Below are 14,135 nucleotides of genomic sequence, written 5' to 3'. Positions count from 1 at the left end.
CGGCGGACGATCAAGGTTCGCAAGGTGCCGCGGAAGCCAGAACCCCTGTGGTCGGGCGTACAAGGCGCCCCCCAGGTCAGGACTGCACGATGATGCGTACTCTGCTCCACGCCACGGCCGCCGCGGCGGCCCTCACCCTCGGCTGCACCGTCCCGGCGGTCGCGGCACCGGTGCCGGTGCGGGCCCTCAACTGCGACGGAGACACCGGCAGGTGTACCGCCGACCTCAAGTTCGGCGACGGGAACTGGAAGGCCGACTGGCGTGTGAACGTCTTCCACTCCAACGCCCGTGCGGCGGCTGCCGCGCCGGTGCCGGTGACGGGTCTGACGTGTGACGGTGACACGTACAAGTGCACCGCCGACCTCAAGTTCGGCGACGGCCGCTGGAAGGCGGACTGGCGTGTGAACGTGTTCCACGCGAACGCCCGTGCGGCGGCTGCCGCGCCGGTGCCGGTGACGGGTCTGACGTGTGACGGTGACACGTACAAGTGCACCGCCGACCTGAAGTTCGGCGACGGCCGCTGGAAGGCCGAGTGGTCGGTGAACGTCTTCCATCAGTGACCGGGCGGCCCGGGGGAGCGGTCAGGGGTGACATCCGGCCGCCCCCCGGGCCCGCGCCGTCGACGGCGCGGGCCCGATGTCGTCCGTCAGCGGACGTCCACGTAGTCGCCCGCCGCCGTCTTCGGCGCCGTGGTGGTCGTACCGGCGAAGTTCCACCGCCAGTAGCCGTCGGAGGCGGCCTTGACGGTCGTCCGGAGGTTGCCGGTCCCGTCGGTCTTGAGGGTCTTGACGGTGGTGTACGTGCCGCTGTTCTTCGGGCGGAACTGAAGCGCCACCGTCTGGCCGGTGTAACCCGCGTAGCGGTACGTGTCCCAGTTCGCGCGGGTCAGCTTGCCGGTGACCGTGAGGGTGCCGCCCTTCGCGACCGGCTCGGGTGCGGCGTTGACGGTGATCCCGGCGGCGCGCTTGAGCAGGAAGGCGCCGGCGTGCTTGGTGAGGAAGGAGGCGCCGTCGTAGGTGTCCACCAGTGTGTTCACGTACCAGCCGCCCGCGTTGGCGTTGTTGAGATCGGCGTCGTCGTTGTACGGATCGAGGTGGGGGTCGACGGTGAAGGTGGTGGTGCAGGCGGTCGCGGTCTCACAGAAGGTGTCGGTGGTGTAAAAACCGAATTTCGGGCCCAGCAGGTCGACGTCGGCCATCTCAAGCCCGGAGTCGTCGCTCCCGTACACCGTGACGGTGAAGGTCTTGCGTTCGGTCGTGCCGACGACCACGTCCTTGCCGCCGTTGACGGTGACGCCGGTGACCACGGGGTCCGTGGGGACGGCGGCGACAGGGGAGGCGACAGGGGTGCTGTCGGCGAGTGCGGTCGGTGCGGTGAGTCCGCCGACCGCTGCGGCGAGGGTCAGGGCGACAACGGCGTGTCTGGTCATATCAGGTATGACCGCCGAAAGCGGGAAAGGTTGCGGGCCGCCGGCCGCTTCGCTCGTACACCTGCCCGAGGCGCCCAACATTCATGTCGTACGGGGGAGATGGGCCGCCCGGGTCGGATGGCGGGAGCGCCCGCCCGACGCTCTATCGTGAGCGCCATGTCCACCCCTGAACTGATCCGCATCGTCTCCCGCGACTCGCCGATGGCGCTCGCCCAGGTGGAGCGTGTGCGTACCGAACTGACCGCGCTCCACCCCGGCATCGCGACCGAGGTCGTCCCGGTCAAGACGACCGGCGACAAGTGGATGGGCGACCTCTCCCTGGTGGAGGGGAAGGGCGCCTTCACCAAGGAGGTCGACGCCGCCCTCCTCGCCGGACAGGCCGACCTCGCGGTGCACTGCGTCAAGGACGTGCCCGCCGACCGGCCGCTGCCCGCCGGGACGGTCTTCGCCGCCTTCCTCAAACGGGACGACATCCGCGATGCCCTGATCCACCCCGCCGGGCGCACCCTCGACGAACTGCCTGCGGGGACCCGGGTCGGTACGTCGTCGGTCCGGCGCGTCGCCCAACTCGCCTCCTCCCACCCGCAGCTCATCTGCGTACCGATGCGCGGAAACGCCAACCGCCGGCTGGAGAAGCTCGCGGCGGGCGAGGCCGACGCGCTGCTGCTGGCCGTCGCGGGACTGGAGCGCATCGGGCGGAGCGACGTCATCACCGAAGTCCTGCCGGTGGACCTCATGTGCCCGCCCATCGGCGCCGGGATCCTCGCTCTCCAGTGCCGCGAGGACGACACCGACACCATCGACGCCGTCTCCGCGCTCGGCGACCGCGACACCTACAAGGAAGCCTCAGCCGAGCGGATGTTCCTCCACGTACTCCAGGGCCACTGCAACAGCCCGATCGCCGGATTCGCGCACGCCGAGCGCAGCGGTGGACTCTCCCTGCGCGCACGGGTCTTCACCCCGGACGGCAAGACGGTCCTCAACGCGCACGAATGGGCCGGCCCGCTCGACCCGGCGACCCTGGGTACGTCGGTCGCGGTGGCCCTCCTCCGGCAGGGAGCACGCGAGTTGATCGACTCCATCGCGCACTGACGCGCACCGAGTGCCGCCGGACCAGCCGCCGCAGCATGTCCGGCTCCCGAGAGGCGAGTTGACACAGCCGTCACACAACAGGGGAATGCGTGAGCGGCGAGCGCTGGTTCTCGCTGACATGACTGTGGGAGTAGCACTCAACGCGACGGATCCCGACAACCAGGTCGACGCCACCGTACGGCTCGCCGAGGAGGCCTCGGCGGCCGGGCTGCGGTCCGCCTGGTTCGGGCAGACCTTCGGCGCCGACTCGCCGCAACTCGCGGCCGTCGTCGGACGTGCGGTACCCACCCTGCAGGTGGGCACGTCCGCGATCCCCGTCTTCGGACGGCACCCGCTGACCGTGACGAGCCAGGCTCTGACCGCGCAGGCGGCCACCCACGGCCGCTACCACCTCGGCCTCGCGCTCGGCACCAAGCTCCTCACCGAGGGCGGCTACGGCATCCCGTTCGAACGCCCCGTCGCCCGGCTGCGTGAATTCCTCACGGTACTGCGGCAGTTGACCGAGACCGGAACCGCCGACTTCGACGGCGAACTACTCACCGCGCACACCCCCATCCCCGCGCGGGTGCCGGGAGCCGACACCGGAGTGCCGCTGCTCGTCGCCGCGATGGGGCCGCAGGCGCTGCGCGCCAGCGGGGAGCTGGCGGACGGGATCCTGCCGTATCTCGCCGGACCCCGCGCCCTCGCCGAGCACATCGTCCCGGCCGTCACCGCGGCGGCGGAGGCCGCGGGCCGGCCCGCGCCACGGATCGTGGCGCTCGTGCACGGCGTGGTCACCGACGACGTCGACGCGGTCCGCGAGACGGTCACCGACGAGCTCGCGTTCTACGAACAGATCCCGTCCTACGCGCGGGCCATCGAACTGTCCGGCGGCACACGCGCCGCCGACGTCGCCGTCATCGGCGACGAGCGGACGGTCGCCGCCGAGGTGCGGCGCTACCGCGACGCCGGGGCGACGGAAGTGGTGTTCTCCGGCACGGAGACCGCCGGGGACGCCGACCGGCGCCGCACCTGGGACCTCCTCGGGGAACTCGCCGGCTGACCGTCCGGGAGGAAGCCGGTCACCAACGTCCGATGGCCGGCGCGTCGGGTGCGTGCCGCCGCCACATCCCGGTGAGGCGGGCGAGCCGTTCCGCGGCGGCGAAGCCGAGCAGCGCCGACACCTTGCCGTCGCTGACCTCGAACGCCGCGGCGCCCACGATCCGGTCCTCAAGTACGACGAGCACGGCGGGCCAGCCGTTGACCTGCCCGAGGTGGATCGTGGGCGAGCCGCCGACCAGGCGCCGCTTCGCGTCAGTGGGTTTGAAGGCGGTCCGCATGATGGAGGCGATCCGCTCGGGGGTCTCGTAGCGCCGCAGCTTCGTGCCGAGTCCCGCGCCGTCGGAGATCGCCGTCGCGTCGTCGGTGAGCAGCGCCACCAGACGTTCGGTACGACCCGAGGACGCGGCGGCCAGGAACTCCTCAAGGACCTTGAGCGCGGACGCCGGGTCGACCTCTCCGCCGCCGCGCCGCGCGGCGGCGACGCGGTGCCGGGCCCGGTGGACGTGCTGCTGGCTCGCGGACTCCGAGATGTCGAGGATCCCGGCGATCTCGGAGTGGGGGTAGGAGAACACCTCGCGCAGGACGTACACGGCCCGTTCGACCGGCGCGAGTCGTTCCATCAGGGTCAGGACGGCGAGCGACACCGATTCGCGCTGTTCGAAGGTGTCGGCCGGGCCGAGCATCGGGTCGCCGGCGAGAAGCGGCTCGGGCATCCAGGTGCCGGCCGCGCGTTCGCGGCGCACCGGAGCCGAACGGAGCCGGTCCAGGCAGAGGTTGGTGACGACCTTGGCCAGCCACGCCTCCGGCACCTCGATCCGCCCCCGGTCGGCGGCGTGCCAGCGCAGGTACGCGTCCTGCACGACGTCCTCGGCGTCGGCCGCCGAGCCGAGCAGACGGTACGCCAGCGAGGCCAGCCGTGGCCGGCCGGCCTCGAAGCGATCAGCGGCGGTGCTGTCCTCCATGCGGACGACCCTATGCGGCGGCGTTCTCGGGCGTGTTGGCGGTCGCCGGGGCGGCGGCCGTCGTGGTGGTCAGGCGGCGCTTGCGCTTCGGCAGGCCGAAGGTCGGGTAGGAGACGCCCCACAGGCTCCCCTTGAGGACGCCCGCCTTGAACCGCGCGGCCTTCCGGCCACCCACGAACCAGGACTTCGCCCGTGCGTCGCCATCGACCATCTGGAGGATCGCGTCGTACCGCCCGAGGCTGATGTGGTTGCCGACGTAGGTCTTGTCGAACCTCGGAACCCGGCGTCCGGTCAGCCGTCCCACGATCGCGTCCGTCGCCCGCATGTTGGTATGCCCTGCCGTGGCGCAGGACATCGGCAGGGGCCGGCCGTTCCCGCCCATCGCGTACACGCTGTCGCCCGCGGCGTAGACGTCCGGGTGCGAGACCGAACGCATGGTGTCGTCGACGACGATCCGGCCGTCCTCGGTGACCTTGAGACCGGCGGCGGTCGCGAGCGGGGCGACGACGAAACCGGCCGTCCACACGGTCACGTCGGCCGGGATGGTGGTGCCGTCCGGGCCGACCGCGTACGTCGCCCCGACGGCTTCGATCCCGGTGTGCTCGTGGACGGTGACGCCCAGCCGGTCGAAGGCCTGACGCAGGTGCAGCCGGGCCCCCGGGGAGAGCCAGGCTCCCAACTCGCCACGGGCGGCGAGCGCCACGCAGAGACCGGGACGCGACTCGGCGATCTCGGTGGCGGTCTCGATGCCGGTCAGGCCCCCGCCGACGACCAGTACGGTGCCGGTCCCGCCCAGACTGTCCAGACGGGCGCGCAGATGCCGGGCCGACGGCCGCCCCGCGACATCGAAGGCGTGCTCCGCCACCCCGGGGACACCGTGGTCGGCGACCCGGCTGCCGAGCGTGTACAGCAGCGTGTCGTACCCGAGCACGCCGTCACCGTCCTCGCCGGTCACGGCGACGGTCCTGTGCTCCGGGTCGACCGCGGTGACCCGCGCCACGCGCAGCCGTACCCCGGTGCCCGCGAACAGGTCGGCGAGCCGCCGGGGCGCGATTGCCCGGCCCGCCGCGAGCTGGTGCAGGCGCATCCGCTCGACGAAGACCGGCTCGGCGTTGACGACGGTGATCTCGGTGTCGGCGGGCGAGAGGCGCCGGGCCAGGCTCCCGGCGGCGAAGGCCCCGGCGTAACCGGCGCCGAGGACGAGGATGCGGTGCTTCATGGTGTGGCTCCTGTCTGAATCGCTTGCCCCTTGAGCGGGACAGCGTGGCGATTCCTGACAGGTGTCGGGTGTGAGGTGGGTCACGGGACGGGTGCGGGTGGCTCTCCGTACACGCGCCGGTGCCGTCCGACGACCCGCCGCCCTCCGGGGACGGCGAACCGGCCACGTACACCGGTCCGTTGGACGGTTGGCCGCGGTGATGACGGGCGCGACTACGGGATCGCCGACGGGGCTTACGCGCAAGCGTAAGAACGACCTGACCGAGCGGACGAGGGAGCGGGCGGCAGGCGGCAGATTCTCATCCGGTCGCTCCAAGCGGATGCTTCGCGGATCTGTGAGGGTGGCGCCATGCCTTCCCTGGTCCCTCCCGCGATACCTGTCGGCTCGCTCGCCGCCTCCGGCCAGCCGACGCTTGCGGTCGGCGGCGGGGCGCTGCTGCGGCCCTGGCTTCTCAGTGACGCCGAGGCCGTGGCCGAGGCGTTCCGTGATCCGGAGATCCAGCGCTGGCACGTGCGCAGGGCCGATTCCGTGGACGAGGCGCGAGGGTGGATCCAGCGGTGGCAGGGCAGTTGGGGGGAGGAGACCGACGGCCACTGGGCGGTGGCCGGGGCGGGCACCGGCACGCTGCTCGGCCGGCTGTCGCTGAAGGCGTGGAACCTGACCGACGGCTCGGCCGAAGTCGCCTACTGGATGGTTCCGGCGGCGCGCGGCAGCGGAGTCTGCCCCCGCGCGGTCACGGCCTTGGCCGACTGGGCGCTGGGCGAGGGCGGGTTCCACCGGCTCGCGCTGGAGCACTCCACCGCCAACCAGGCGTCATGCCGCGTCGCGGTCAAGGCCGGGTTCGAGGAGGAAGGTGTCAGGCGCGGGGCGGCGCTGCACGCGGACGGGTGGCACGACATGCACCTGCACGCCCGCGTAGGCCGGGACTGACCGGTGGTACCGGCCGGTTGGTTCTCGCCCCGCTACGCCTGGCCCGTCTCGAAGTGGCTGATACGGCCGTCGGTGACGGTGAAGGCCCAGCGCGTGCGCATCGTGCCGTACGTCGAGTTGGTGAACGTCGCCGTCAGGGCGCGGCCCTCGTCGGAAGCCGTCTCGATGTCCATCCGGCCGTCCGCGGAGAAGATCTCCTTGTCCACCCAGGCGGCGAGGTCACGTTCGCTTCCGTCGTCGGACATCGTGGCGTCGGGGGCCAGGACGGCGAAGAAGGCGTCCCGGTTGCCCCCGTTGATCGCGGAGACGAACGCGGCGACCGCCGGGTCCTCGGGGATGGCGCTCATGGGTGGTCCTCCTGGTGGCAGGCCTTCGACCGGGTGGGTCGCGGCGCGGGGACGAGTGCGGCGGGCAGTGTCATCATCACGCCTGCGGCGACGCCGCGCAGCCGGGCGGAACTCGGCCCTCTCCGGCTTCACGCAGGACGCGGCCTGGTCCGTCGACAGCCCGTGGGCCGGCTGAGCGGTGTGCGCGCGTCCTCGACCGCCGGACACCAGCGGGTCCAGGTGCCTCCTCTGCGGCATTTGTTCAACGTGCGAACGCAATCCGAGTTGCGGGTCAACGACCGTGATTCCTCGGCCGGGTCATCGCTTGAGTCCTGTCCGTCCATCAGTGGGTCACGGCAATTTGGTTAGACGCTTGACAAATTATGATCCCGTTGCCAGCATGCGGAACTCTCGCGGGATTCCCGCGAATGTTCGGTGCCGCATCACATGCCCTCGTACGGACGCACGGACCGCACGGCTGCTCACCGGGTGACGGGACATCGCCCGGTCGGCAGGTTCCTCCCTGAGTGAGACACGGTGGCGCGCTCGCCCGCGCTTCCGCCTGCCTCGCTCCCCTTGGATCAGGTAAGGAAGGACGCTCGATGTCAGGACTCTCAGGACGGCCGCGCCCGAGACAGAAGTGGCTGAGGTGGCTCGCGGTACTGGGTCTGGTGGTGGGTGGAGGCGCGATCAGCGTCCCCACCGCCGCCGCCCATGCCGGTCACCCCGGCCACGAGGCAGCACCCGCCGCCGCTGCCGCCATTCCGGCAGGCGACTACCAGCAGGTACAACTCGCGCTCGGATCGGCCGAGTTGGGCGAGGCGATGTCACTCGCCGTGCTGCCCGACCGCGCCGTCGTGCACACAGCGAGGGACGGCACGGTCCGCTACACGGACGCTGCGGGCAACACCAAGTCGGCGGGCAAGCTGGACGTCTACACCCATGACGAGGAAGGTCTCCAGGGGATAGCCGCCGACCCCGGCTTCGCGACCAACCGGTATCTGTACCTGTACTACTCGCCCAAGCTCAGCACGCCGGGCGGCGACGCGCCCGTCACGGGCAACGCCGCGGCCTTCGAGCCGTGGAAGGGCCACCTCAACCTCTCGCGCTTCACGCTCAAGGCCGACAACACGCTCGACCTGGCCAGCGAGAAGGTCGTGCTGGAAGTCCCCAACGACCGTGGCCAGTGCTGCCACGTCGGCGGTGACATCGACTTCGACGCGGCCGGGAATCTGTATCTGACGACGGGTGACGACACGAACCCGTTCGAGTCGGCCGGTTACTCCCCGATCGACGAACGCGCGGACCGCAACCCGCAGTTCGACGCCCAGCGATCCTCGGGCAACACCAACGACCTGCGCGGCAAGGTGCTCCGCATCAAGCCGACCGCGGCCGGCGGCTACACCGTCCCGTCCGGCAACCTCTTCGCCCCCGGCACCGCCAAGACCCGCCCCGAGATCTACGCGATGGGCTTCCGCAACCCCTTCCGGATGTCCGTCGACAAGGCCACCGGCGTCGTCTACCTCGGCGACTACGGCCCCGACTCGGGCGGCACCAGCGCCGACCGCGGCCCCAGCGGCCAGGTCGAGTTCAACCGCATCACCGCGCCGGGCAACTACGGCTGGCCGTACTGCACCGGCACCAACACGGCGAACGAGACGTACGGCGAGTGGGCGTTCCCCAACGGCCCCTCCGCCGGCAAGTACAACTGCGCCGCACCCGCGAACAACTCGTCCCGCAACACCGGACTGCCGACCCTGCCCGCAGCCAAGTCGAGCTGGATCAAGTACGGCGGTGACGCGGGCTCCCCGCCCGAGTTCGGCGGCGGCTCCGAGTCGCCCATGGGCGGTCCCGTCTACCGCTACGACGCCAACCTCAACTCGAACGTGAAGTTCCCGCAGTCGCTCGACGGGCGCTTCTTCGCGGGTGAGTACGGCCGCAAGTGGATCAAGGCCATCGAGGTCAAGGCGGACGGCACCCCGGGTGTCATCGAGGCATTCCCGTGGACCGGTACGCAGGTCATGGACCAGGCGTTCGGCCCGGACGGCGCGCTGTACGTCCTGGACTACGGCACCGGCGCCAACAACCAGGCCCTCTACCGCGTCGAATACCTCGCGGGCGCCAACCGCAACCCGGTCGCCAAAGCCGCCGCCGACAAGGTCTCCGGACCCACCCCGCTGACCGTCGCGTTCTCCTCGGCCGGCAGTGCCGACCCCGAGGGCAAGGCCCTCACGTACTCGTGGAACTTCGGCGACGGCAGCACCTCCACGGCCGCCAACCCGAGCCACACCTACACCACCAAAGGCACCTTCCGGCCGACGCTCACCGTCCGGGACCCGGAAGGGCTGACCGGCACCGCGAGTCTGGTCGTCACGGCGGGCAACACCGCGCCGACCGTGAACCTACAGACCCCCAAGGACGGCCAGCTGTTCTCCTTCGGTGACACCGTGCCCTTCCAGGTCACCGTCAGCGACCCGGAGGACGGAACCATCGACTGCTCCAAGGTCAAGGTCACCTATCTGCTCGGCCACGACGAACACCGCCACCAGATCACCCAGGCCACCGGCTGCTCGGGCAACCTCAGCGTGCCCGCCGACGGCGAGCACGACAGCGCTGCCAACATCTACGGAGTCTTCGACGCCGAGTACACCGACGGCGCCGGGCTGACCACGCACAGCGCCCGTATCCTCCAGCCCCGGCACCGCCAGGGCGAGCACTTCTCCGCCCAGTCCGGCATCCAGGTCGCCGCGCACGGCAACGCCGAGGGCGCCAGCACGGTCGGCTTCACCGACAACAACGACTGGATCTCCTTCAAGCCGTACAACCTCTCCAACGCCAACAAGATCACCGCCCGGGTCGCCTCCGGCGGCGTCGGCGGCACCCTGGAGGTACGCGCCGGGTCCGCGACCGGCACGCTGCTCGGCTCGGTGGCCGTGGCCCCGACCGGCGGCTGGGAGAACTTCGTCGACGTGTCGGCGACCATCGCCAACGCACCCGCCGCGACAACGGAGTTGTTCCTCGTCTTCAAGGGCGTGACCGGTCAGGGCAATCTCTTCGACGTCGACGCCTTCACCTTCGCCACCGGCAGCTCCGGCTCCGGTCAGACCGTCGAGGGCGAGTCGTTCAGCTCGGGGCAGGGGGTCCAGGCGGCCGACCACGCTCCCGCGAGCGGCGGCAAGACCCTCGGCTACATCGAGAACGGCGACTGGGCGGGTTACGCCTCCGTCCCGACGGCCGGGACCAAGACCTTCTCCGCGAAGGTCTCCTCGGCCGGCGCCGGCGGTACGGTGACCATCCGCTCGGGCTCCGCCACCGGCGCCGTCCTCGGCACCGTGGCCGTCCCCAACACCGGTGGCTGGGAGACGTTCCAGAATGTCTCCACCGCGCTGACCGGTACCGGATCGTCCGGGGCGCTGTTCCTCACCTTCACCGGTGGGGCCGGTTCCCTGTTCGACATCGACACCCTCACACTCACCAAGTGACGCGAGTCAAGGAGACGATGATGCTCCGTCAGCTCCGCACGCTGCCGAAGACCGCCGCGGCGGCCTTCGCCCTCACCCTCGGCCTCGCCGCCTCACTTCTGGCACCGGCCACCGCGGCCCAGGCCGCCGACCCCGCCTACAAGGTCCTCGTCTTCTCCAAGACGGCGGGCTTCCGGCACGACTCCATCCCCGTCGGCACCCAGACCATCCGCGACCTCGGCGCGGCCAACAACTTCACCGTCACCGCCACCGAGGACAGCAACGCCTTCACCACCGCCAACCTGGCCAACTTCAAGGCCGTCGTCTTCCTCTCCACCACCGGCGATGTTCTGAACGCCAGTCAGCAGACCGCGCTCCAGGGGTACGTGGACGGTGGCGGCGGCTACTTCGGCATCCACGCCGCGGCCGACACCGAGTACGACTGGCCGCAGTACCAACAGCTCGTCGGCGCCTGGTTCAAGAGCCACCCGGCGATCCAGCAGGCCACGGTGAAGAACGAGGACCGGTCGCACGCGGCCACCTCCCACCTGGGCCAGACCTGGTCCCGTACCGACGAGTGGTACAACTACCGCACCAATCCCCGCCCGCAGGTCCGCGTCCTGCAGAGCCTGGACGAATCCAGCTACAGCGGCGGCGAGATGAGCGGCGACCACCCGATCACCTGGTGCCACCCGCAGGGCAACGGCCGGTCCTTCTACACCGGACTCGGCCACACCCAGGAGTCGTACGCAGACCCCGCGTTCCGTTCGCTGCTGCTCGGCGGCATCCGGTACGCGGCGGGCTTCGCCAAGGCCGACTGCCGCGCGGAGACCGGCTACACCACGCTCTACAACGGCTCGACCACCGGCTGGTCCCAGGCCGGACCGGGCAGCTTCACCAACACCGACGCCACCTTGAACGCGCAGGGCGGCATGGGCCTGTACTGGTACCGGGCGAAGGAGTACGCCTCGTACTCCCTCAAGCTGGACTGGCGCATGGCCGGCGACGACAACTCCGGTGTGTTCGTGGGCTTCCCGGCCTCCGACGACGTCAACACGTCGGTGAACCAGGGCTACGAGATCCAGATCGACGCCACCGACACGGCCGACCGGACCACCGGTTCCGTGTACGGCTTCAAGGCGGCGGATATCGCGGCACGGGACAACGCCCTCAATCCGCCGGGCAGTTGGAACACCTACGAGATCAGGGTGGAGGGGGAGCGGCTCCAGGTCTTCCTCAACGGCGTACGGATCAACGACTTCACCAACACCGACCCGGTGCGTTCCCTGAAGCAGGGGCACATCGGCATCCAGAACCACGGCACCGGTGACGACGTGTCCTTCCGCAACATCCGGATCAAGGAGCTGGGCGGCACCACACCGCCCCCGTCGACCACCTACGAAGGGGAGTCCCACACCTCCGGACAGGGCGTCCAGGCGGCCGACCACGCTCCGGCGAGCGGCGGCCGGACCCTCGGCTACATCGAGAACGGCGACTGGGCGGGCTACTCCCAGGCGTCGCTCACCGGGGCGAAGACCTTCACCGCGAAGGTGTCGTCGGCGGGGGCGGGAGGCACCGTCCAGATCCGCTCGGGCTCGGCGACCGGACCGGTACTCGGCACGGTGGCGGTGCCGAACACCGGCGGCTGGGAGACCTTCCAGAACGTGTCCACCACGCTGACGGGCACGCCGAGCGGACCACTGTTCCTCACCTTCACCGGCGGGGGAGGCTCGCTGTTCGACATCGACACCTTCACGATCGGTACGTAGCGCGTCGGGCGGGTCGGGCGGGTCGGCTCCGGGGGATCCGTCCCCTGGGGCCGACTCAGTCGGTTCCGGCCGGTGGTCGGGTTGTCTTCAGTCGCCGGACGGGCTTGGATGGTTCCGGCCGGTGGTCGGGTTGTCTTCAGTCGCCGGACGGGCTTGGATGGTTCCGGCCGGTGTGCCGGCGGTGAACCCGGGCCTCCCAGGGGGCGAGCCGGACCGTGGCAGTCACCGGGGCGGGGTCCGCGACGTTGCCGATCACCAGCTCGGCGTCCCGCCAGCCGCCGTCCGGCAGTTCGACCCCGGCCGCGTCGCCGGTGAAGTTGCCGACGACCAGCAGCTCGGTCGCCGTACCGTCCGCCGCCGCCAGCCGCCGGGTGAAGGCGTACACGCGCGGGTCGTCCGGCAGCAGCATGGTGAAGTCGCCGTGCGCGACGGCTGGTTCGGTGTGCCGCAGCGCGATCAGCCGGCGGTAGTGGTGGAACACGGACGACGGATCGGCGTACGCCGCAGCCGCGTTGACCTCGGTGTGGTCGGGATGGACCGGGATCCACGGGACGCCGGTGGTGAACCCGGCGTGCGGTGAGGCGTCCCACTGCATCGGCGTACGGGCGTTGTCGCGCCCCATCGCCCGCAGCCCCGCCAGGACCCGCGCCGGGTCGGCGCCCCGGCCGACCGCCTCCGCGTAGTGGTTGAGCGATTCGATGTCCCGGAAGTCGTCGATGGAGGTGAACGGGGCGTTGGTCATGCCCAGTTCCTCGCCCTGGTAGACGTACGGCGTGCCGCGGTGCAGATGCAGGACCGTGGCGAGCATCGTCGCGGACCTGACCCGGTGGCGGGGTCCGTCGTCGCCGAAGCGGGAGACGACACGCGGCTGATCGTGGTTGTTCCAGTACAGGCTGTTCCAGCCGGTCCCGGCGAGGCCGTTCTGCCAGCGGTCGAGTGTCGCCTTCAGGTCGAGCAGATTCAGCGGCCGTACGTCGAACTTGCCGTCGCCGTGGTCGAGTCCGACATGCTCGAACTGGAAGACCATGTCCACCTCGGCGCGCGCCGGATCGGTGAAGAGCCCGGCCTCCTCGACCGTGACGCCCGGCATCTCGCCTACGGTGAGCAGCTGTTCGGGACGCCCGGCGAAGACCTCGCGGTGCATCTCCTGGAGGAATTCGTGGATGCGCGGCCCCGCGCCGTGGTGGGTGCGGTCGGGCAGCGCGGGGTCCTTCGAGATGAGGTTGATGACATCCATCCGGAAGCCGTCAACGCCCCGGTCGAGCCACCAGTTCATCATCCGGTGGACGGCCCGGCGGACCTCGGGATTCTCCCAGTTCAGATCGGGCTGCTTCCGGGAGAAGAGGTGCAGATAGTACGAGCCGCCCGGCTCGTCGTACTCCCAGGCGGAACCGGAGAAGAACGAGCGCCAGTTGTTCGGCTCGGCGCCCGGTGTGCCGGGGTCGGCGCCGTCCCGGGCGGGCCGCCACCAGTACCAGTCACGCCTGGGGCTGTCCGGCCCCTGCCGGGACTCGGTGAACCACGGGTGTTCGTCGGAGGTGTGGTTGACGACGAGGTCCATCACCAGCCTCATGGAGCGCGCGTGGACCGCGTTGAGCAGGTCGTCGAAGTCGGCGAGCGTGCCGAAGGACGGGTCGATGTCCTGGTAGTCGCTGATGTCGTAGCCGTTGTCGTCCTGCGGGGACGGGTACACCGGCGACAGCCACAGGACGTCGACGCCGAGAGCGGCGAGATGGTCCAGTCGGTGGATGATTCCGCGCAGGTCCCCGACGCCGTCGCCGTCGGAGTCGGCGAAGCTGCGCGGATAGATCTGGTAGACGACCGCGGACTTCCACCAGGGTTCGGGGGAGGGGGAGTTGGTACTCATGTGCGTGAACCTCGCGTGATCTCGCGTGATCGCGTACGG

Annotated in this window: 11 protein-coding genes; 6 read left to right on the top strand and 5 right to left on the bottom strand. The window is 70.5% G+C overall.

Going from position 1 to position 14,135, the window contains the following annotated elements:
* Positions 1-89 precede the first annotated feature (89 nt).
* Complete coding sequence (locus tag OG700_RS02055) at positions 90-560, top strand: hypothetical protein (protein WP_405607920.1); 471 nt, start codon at positions 90-92, stop codon at positions 558-560.
* A gap of 86 nt (positions 561-646) precedes the next feature.
* Here OG700_RS02055 and OG700_RS02050 read toward each other — a convergent pair whose 3' ends face one another.
* Positions 647-1,429, bottom strand: coding sequence for a calcium-binding protein (locus OG700_RS02050; protein ID WP_405607917.1), 783 nt, complete (start codon positions 1,427-1,429; stop codon positions 647-649).
* 156 nt (positions 1,430-1,585) lie between these two features.
* On the opposite strand from OG700_RS02050, the gene hemC reads away from it, so the two are divergent.
* Together hemC and OG700_RS02040 are read left to right on the top strand one after the other, a co-directional pair.
* Complete coding sequence (gene hemC, locus OG700_RS02045) at positions 1,586-2,521, top strand: hydroxymethylbilane synthase (RefSeq protein WP_405607914.1); 936 nt, start codon at positions 1,586-1,588, stop codon at positions 2,519-2,521.
* A 118-nt stretch (positions 2,522-2,639) separates the two neighbouring features.
* Complete coding sequence (locus OG700_RS02040) at positions 2,640-3,563, top strand: LLM class F420-dependent oxidoreductase (RefSeq protein ID WP_405607911.1); 924 nt, start codon at positions 2,640-2,642, stop codon at positions 3,561-3,563.
* A 19-nt stretch (positions 3,564-3,582) separates the two neighbouring features.
* Here the strand turns inward: OG700_RS02040 and OG700_RS02035 are convergent, their stop codons facing one another.
* Both OG700_RS02035 and OG700_RS02030 read right to left on the bottom strand, forming a co-directional pair.
* Entirely contained in the window at positions 3,583-4,524 is a 942-nt protein-coding gene (locus OG700_RS02035) for a sigma-70 family RNA polymerase sigma factor (RefSeq protein ID WP_405607908.1), read from the bottom strand.
* Between the two features lie 10 nt (positions 4,525-4,534).
* Entirely contained in the window at positions 4,535-5,743 is a 1,209-nt protein-coding gene (locus tag OG700_RS02030; protein ID WP_405607905.1) for an NAD(P)/FAD-dependent oxidoreductase, read from the bottom strand.
* Positions 5,744-6,091: 348 nt separating this feature from the next.
* Here OG700_RS02030 and OG700_RS02025 point away from each other — a divergent pair, with 348 nt between their 5' ends.
* Complete coding sequence (locus OG700_RS02025) at positions 6,092-6,673, top strand: GNAT family N-acetyltransferase (RefSeq protein WP_405607902.1); 582 nt, start codon at positions 6,092-6,094, stop codon at positions 6,671-6,673.
* Between the two features lie 32 nt (positions 6,674-6,705).
* Here the strand turns inward: OG700_RS02025 and OG700_RS02020 are convergent, their stop codons facing one another.
* A complete protein-coding gene (locus tag OG700_RS02020) occupies positions 6,706-7,020 on the bottom strand; it encodes a nuclear transport factor 2 family protein (protein WP_405607899.1) in 315 nt (104 codons plus the stop codon).
* Between the two features lie 581 nt (positions 7,021-7,601).
* Between OG700_RS02020 and OG700_RS02015 the strand changes: the two genes are divergently transcribed.
* Together OG700_RS02015 and OG700_RS02010 are read left to right on the top strand one after the other, a co-directional pair.
* Complete coding sequence (locus OG700_RS02015) at positions 7,602-10,481, top strand: carbohydrate-binding protein (RefSeq protein ID WP_405607896.1); 2,880 nt, start codon at positions 7,602-7,604, stop codon at positions 10,479-10,481.
* Between the two features lie 20 nt (positions 10,482-10,501).
* Positions 10,502-12,229 (top strand): ThuA domain-containing protein, encoded by a 1,728-nt coding sequence (locus tag OG700_RS02010; RefSeq protein ID WP_405621382.1) that lies wholly within the window; start codon positions 10,502-10,504, stop codon positions 12,227-12,229.
* A gap of 136 nt (positions 12,230-12,365) precedes the next feature.
* Here OG700_RS02010 and OG700_RS02005 read toward each other — a convergent pair whose 3' ends face one another.
* Positions 12,366-14,096: an alpha-glucosidase gene (locus OG700_RS02005; RefSeq protein ID WP_405607893.1), complete on the bottom strand. Its 1,731-nt coding sequence runs from the start codon at positions 14,094-14,096 to the stop codon at positions 12,366-12,368.
* Between the last annotated feature and the right edge of the window lie 39 nt (positions 14,097-14,135).

Source organism: Streptomyces sp. NBC_01508 (assembly GCF_045040315.1).
Taxonomy (GTDB): Bacteria; Actinomycetota; Actinomycetes; order Streptomycetales; family Streptomycetaceae; genus Streptomyces.
This window is presented reverse-complemented; position numbering and strand designations above follow the sequence as displayed.

Excerpts from the sequence above, each read along its gene's own strand:
- OG700_RS02055 (WP_405607920.1), top strand. The coding sequence starts at position 90 with ATGATGCGTACTCTGCTCCACGCCACGGCCGCCGCGGCGGCCCTCACC.
- OG700_RS02050 (WP_405607917.1), bottom strand. The coding sequence starts at position 1,429 with ATGACCAGACACGCCGTTGTCGCCCTGACCCTCGCCGCAGCGGTCGGC.
- hemC (WP_405607914.1), top strand. The coding sequence starts at position 1,586 with ATGTCCACCCCTGAACTGATCCGCATCGTCTCCCGCGACTCGCCGATG.
- OG700_RS02040 (WP_405607911.1), top strand. The coding sequence starts at position 2,640 with ATGACTGTGGGAGTAGCACTCAACGCGACGGATCCCGACAACCAGGTC.
- OG700_RS02035 (WP_405607908.1), bottom strand. The coding sequence starts at position 4,524 with ATGGAGGACAGCACCGCCGCTGATCGCTTCGAGGCCGGCCGGCCACGG.
- OG700_RS02030 (WP_405607905.1), bottom strand. The coding sequence starts at position 5,743 with ATGAAGCACCGCATCCTCGTCCTCGGCGCCGGTTACGCCGGGGCCTTC.
- OG700_RS02025 (WP_405607902.1), top strand. The coding sequence starts at position 6,092 with ATGCCTTCCCTGGTCCCTCCCGCGATACCTGTCGGCTCGCTCGCCGCC.
- OG700_RS02020 (WP_405607899.1), bottom strand. The coding sequence starts at position 7,020 with ATGAGCGCCATCCCCGAGGACCCGGCGGTCGCCGCGTTCGTCTCCGCG.
- OG700_RS02015 (WP_405607896.1), top strand. The coding sequence starts at position 7,602 with ATGTCAGGACTCTCAGGACGGCCGCGCCCGAGACAGAAGTGGCTGAGG.
- OG700_RS02010 (WP_405621382.1), top strand. The coding sequence starts at position 10,502 with ATGCTCCGTCAGCTCCGCACGCTGCCGAAGACCGCCGCGGCGGCCTTC.
- OG700_RS02005 (WP_405607893.1), bottom strand. The coding sequence starts at position 14,096 with ATGAGTACCAACTCCCCCTCCCCCGAACCCTGGTGGAAGTCCGCGGTC.